The sequence below is a fragment of the Dietzia sp. E1 genome, assembly GCF_014145015.1.
In the GTDB taxonomy this organism is placed as follows: Bacteria; Actinomycetota; Actinomycetes; order Mycobacteriales; family Mycobacteriaceae; genus Dietzia; species Dietzia cinnamea_A.
Genome location: NZ_JAALDU010000331.1, coordinates 1 through 4,413, shown reverse-complemented (window position 1 = coordinate 4,413; position 4,413 = coordinate 1). Strand labels below are relative to the sequence as shown.

The 4,413-nt window shown below is 71.2% G+C and carries 5 protein-coding genes; 2 read left to right on the top strand and 3 right to left on the bottom strand.

The annotated features are described in order from the left end of the window. Positions 1 to 138: 138 nt before the first annotated feature. From G6030_RS11205 to pdxH, 3 genes are all read right to left on the bottom strand, one after another. Positions 139 to 495, bottom strand: coding sequence for an FKBP-type peptidyl-prolyl cis-trans isomerase (locus tag G6030_RS11205; RefSeq protein WP_007628879.1), 357 nt, complete (start codon positions 493 to 495; stop codon positions 139 to 141). 29 nt (positions 496 to 524) lie between these two features. Beyond that, positions 525 to 1,814 (bottom strand): citrate synthase, encoded by a 1,290-nt coding sequence (locus G6030_RS11200; RefSeq protein WP_007628877.1) that lies wholly within the window; start codon positions 1,812 to 1,814, stop codon positions 525 to 527. Positions 1,815 to 1,982: 168 nt separating this feature from the next. Continuing rightward, positions 1,983 to 2,648, bottom strand: coding sequence for a pyridoxamine 5'-phosphate oxidase (gene pdxH / locus G6030_RS11195; RefSeq protein WP_007628876.1), 666 nt, complete (start codon positions 2,646 to 2,648; stop codon positions 1,983 to 1,985). Between the two features lie 89 nt (positions 2,649 to 2,737). On the opposite strand from pdxH, the gene serC reads away from it, so the two are divergent. Then, positions 2,738 to 3,862 carry a phosphoserine transaminase gene (gene serC, locus G6030_RS11190; protein ID WP_007628873.1) on the top strand — a complete coding sequence of 375 codons (1,125 nt, stop codon included), beginning with the start codon at positions 2,738 to 2,740 and terminating at the stop codon, positions 3,860 to 3,862. A 175-nt stretch (positions 3,863 to 4,037) separates the two neighbouring features. Next, positions 4,038 to 4,413 (top strand): septation protein SepH (gene sepH / locus G6030_RS11185; protein ID WP_182643176.1); only part of this gene is annotated, 376 nt, incomplete at its 3' end.

The following is a 4,413-nucleotide window of genomic DNA, read 5'->3' as shown; positions in this document are numbered from 1 at the left end:
CAGGCGCAGGCCGGGTCAGGCGGTGGGCGCGGGCCGGGACGCGGGCGAGTCGCCCTGCTCCATCCCGACAGACGACGGCGCCCCGCCCTCCCGAGAAAGGAGGACGGGGCGCCGCTGTCGGCTTCCGGGACCGCCCGATCAGGCGTCGAGCAGGTCGATCACGAAGACGAGAGTCTTGCCGCCGAGCGGGTGCAGGGCCGCAGAGGTGCCGTAGGCCTTGTCCGGCGGGATCACCAGCTGGCGGCGTCCGCCCACCTTCATCCCCGGAATGCCCTCCTGCCAGCCCTGGATGAGGCCGTTCAGCGGGAAGGTGATGGACTCGCCGCGATCCCAGGAGGAGTCGAACTGCTCACCGGTCTCGTAGTCCACCCCCACGTAGTGCACGGTGACGTTACCGCCGGCGACCGCCTCCGCGCCGTCGCCCACCGTGAGGTCCTCGGTGACGAGGTCGGTGGGCGCGGGGCCCGTCGGCATGTCGATCTCGGGCTTGTCCATGATGTTCTCCTGGGGTGGGAATCCCGGGTTCAGCGCTGGCTGATCGGGGTGAAGCTCCGCTCGGCCGGGCCGGTGTAGACCTGGCGCGGGCGGTTGATCTTGGTGGAGGGATCCTCGCGCATCTCGCGCCAGTGGGCGATCCAGCCGGGCATGCGACCGAGCGCGAACAGCACGGTGAACATGTCGGTCGGGAAGCCCATCGCACGGTAGATGAGGCCGGTGTAGAAGTCGACGTTCGGGTAGAGCTTGCGCTCGACGAAGTAGTCATCGGCCAGCGCGGTCTCCTCGAGCTTGAGCGCGATCTCGAGCAGAGGGTCGTTGCTCTGGGACAGCAGCGCGTGGGCGTGCTTCTTGGCGATCTGGGCGCGCGGGTCGTAGCTCTTGTAGACGCGGTGACCGAAGCCCATCAGCTTGACGCCGTCGACCTTGTTCTTGACGCGGTCCATGTAATCGGTGGCGTCGCCGCCCTCCGACTCGATCCGCTCGAGCATCTCGAGCACGGCCTGGTTGGCGCCGCCGTGAAGCGGGCCGTACAGGGCGTTGATGCCGCCGGTGATCGAGGAGTACAGCGGCGCCTCGGAGGAGCCGACCATCCGCACCGTGGAGGTGGAGCAGTTCTGCTCGTGGTCCGCGTGCAGGACGAGGAGCATGTCGAGGGCCTTGGCAACCTCGTCGGTGATCTCGTAGTCCGGGCCGAACGTCATCCGCAGGAAGTTGCGGACGTACCCGAGCGACGGGTCCGGGTCGATGGCCTCGTGGCCGTTGCGGATGCGCTCGATCGCGGCGGCCAGCGTCGGGCCGCGGCCCAGCAGGCGCGCGGTCGCCAGGTCGACGGCCTTGGGGTCGTCGATGTCCAGGTCGTCACCGTGGGTGCCGAAGAGGCTCACGCCGGCGGAGAGGACGGGCATCGGGTGGGTGTCGCGGGGGAAGGCCTGCAGCAGCGGCATCATCTGGCCGGGCAGCGCGGTCTCCCCGAGCACCTTGTCGGTGAACTCGGCGAGCTGGGCCTCGGTGGGATCCTCGCCGTAGATCAGCAGGTAGGAGACCTCGAGGAACGACGCGTTCTCGGCGAGCTGGTCGATCGGGTACCCGCGGTGCCGGAGGATGCCCTCGTTGCCGTCGATGTAGGTGATCGAGGAGGTGCACGCGGAGGTGTTGACGAACCCCACGTCCAGCGTGGTCATCCCCGTGTCGGCCAGCAGCGAACCCAGCTGCATCGCGTCGCTACCGCAGCTCGCCTCCACCACGTCGAGTTCGAGCTCACCGCCGGGGTAGGACAGTGTTGCTTTGCGGTCCGAACCGTTCGAGCCTGCGGTCACGCGATTCCCTCTCCGACGACTGGTCCCGGCGGTCGAGTTCCGCCACGAATGTGCTGTGCCACACCCTACCGTGACCGCCGTTCGTGGTTCGAAGGGAGTTCGCCACAGGTCCCCCCGCGGACCGGGCGGCGCCCCGACCGTCGCCCGGGCGGCCCCCGCGGCCCGGCGTCAGGGCTGGAGCCGCCGGGCGGTCCACCGGTCGCCGTCCCGCAGACACTCGACACGGTCGTGGAACCGGTCCGGCCCGCCCTGCCAGAACTCCACCCGGTCCGGGACCACCCGGTACCCGCCCCACCGGTCGGGCATGGGGATCTCGTCGACGTCGGCCAGGCGGTGCGCCGCCGTCGCGTACAGCGCTTCGAGCTCGGCCACCGACTCCGCCGGGCGCGACTGCTCGGACGCCCAGGCGGCGACCTGCGACCCTCGCGGCCGGGTGCGCCAGTACGCGAGGCTGTCCGCCCGGTCGATCGGATGGCAGGCGCCCTCGATGTGCACCTGACGCTCGGCGATCAGCCAGGGGAAGGTCACCGACGCGTACCCGGTCTGCGCCAACTGGACGCCCTTGCGCGACGTCGTCGTCGTGAAGAACGTCACCCCGCCCTCGTCGACGCCCTTACACAGGACGGTCCTGGTCGACGGCCGTCCCTCGGCGCCGACGGTGCCGAGCACCATGGCGTTGGGTTCGCGGACGCCGCGCCGGCCGGCCTCGTCCAACCACTCGGTGAACAGGGGCAACCACCCGCCGGCGAGGTCGGCCACGTCCAGCCGCGCGTGCAGGCCGTACCCGACGCGCATGGTGTCGAAATCGGTGGGTTCCAGGACCGGTTCCTCCATGACCCCAGACGGTACTCCGGGCCCGGGGCCCGGCCGGACTACCATGGAGCACGACCCACCCGACGACACCGAAACGGCATCCCAAGAGCATGAGCGATCAGCTGCCCTCCATCCCCGCCGACCTCAAGCCCGCCGACGGCCGCTTCGGCTGCGGTCCGTCCAAGGTCCGCCCCGAGCAGATCTCGGCCGTCGCCGACGCCGCCACCACGGTGATGGGCACCAGCCACCGCCAGGCCCCGGTCAAGGACGTCGTGGGTCGGGTGCGCGACGGCCTGTCCTCGCTGTTCTCCCTCCCCGAGGGCTACGAGGTCGTGCTGGGCAACGGCGGCACCACCGCGTTCTGGGACGCCGCCGCGTTCGGCCTGGTGCGGGAGAAGTCGCTGCACCTGACCTACGGCGAGTTCTCCTCCAAGTTCGCCAAGGTCACCGGCGGCGCGCCGTTCCTGGCCGACCCGATCGTCATCTCGGCCGACCCCGGCTCGGCGCCGGAGCCGACCTCCGACCCGTCCGTCGACCTCATCGGCTGGGCGCACAACGAGACCTCCACCGGCGTGATGGTGCCGGTGTCCCGCCCGGCGGGCTCGGAGAACGCGCTCGTCGCGATCGACGCCACCTCCGGCGCCGGCGGACTGCCCGTCGACATCGCGGACGCCGACGTCTACTACTTCGCCCCGCAGAAGTCCTTCGCCTCCGACGGCGGCCTGTGGGTGTCGATCATGAGCCCCGCAGCCCTCGCGCGGGTCGACGAGATCGCGGCCACCGACCGCTGGTGCCCGGACTTCCTGTCACTGCCCACCGCGGTGGACAACTCGCGCAAGAACCAGACGTACAACACCCCGGCCGTGGCGACGCTGCTGATGTTCGCCTCGCAGATCGAGTGGATGAACGACCAGGGCGGGCTCGACTGGGCCGTCGCGCGGACCAAGGACTCGTCCTCGCGTCTGTACGACTGGGCCGAGGCCAGCGACTACGCCACCCCGTTCGTCGCCGAGCCCGCACACCGGTCGCAGGTGGTGGGCACGATCGACCTGGCCGAGGAGATCGACGCCGCGAAGGTCGCCAAGACCCTGCGCGCCAACGGCATCGTCGACACCGAGCCGTACCGCAAGCTGGGCCGCAACCAGCTGCGCATCGGCATGTTCCCGGCGATCGAGCCCGAGGACGTCACGCAGCTGACCCGCTGCATCGACCACGTGGTCGGCCAGCTCTCCTGAGCCGCCCCCGGGCACGCCGGCCCCCTCCGGCCGGGCCCGTACTTTTCCGCAGCCCACCCGGCCCGTCCGCGCGCCGGGTGGGCTGCGCTGCCCTACCATGTGGGGACGCGCCCAGGCCCCGGGCAGCGGAGCAGCTCAGGCCGCCGACGGGGCCGCGAGGAGTCGAGGAGGCGGCATGCGGAAGCTGAGGATCATCGGTGTGGACACCGAGTCGTCGGTCGTCGAATGCGAGGTCCCGGACTCCGGTGAGAAGTTCACCCTGCCCCTCGACGACCGTTTCCGAGCCGCCGCGCGCGGTGAGTTCGTGGCCGGCGGGTCGGACCGGGCGCCTGTGACCGGCACGCTGCGTCCCCGTGAGATCCAGGACCGGATCCGGCACGGGGCCTCCCCGGAGGAGGTCGCCGCCGACGCGGGGGTGCCGCTGTCCCGCATCGAGGGTTTCGCCGTGCCCGTGCTGCTCGAGCGGGCCAACGCCGCCGACCTGGCGCGGTCCGCGCACCCGGTGCTGCCGGACGGGCCGGCGCTCAACACCCTCGCCGACCGGGTGGGCG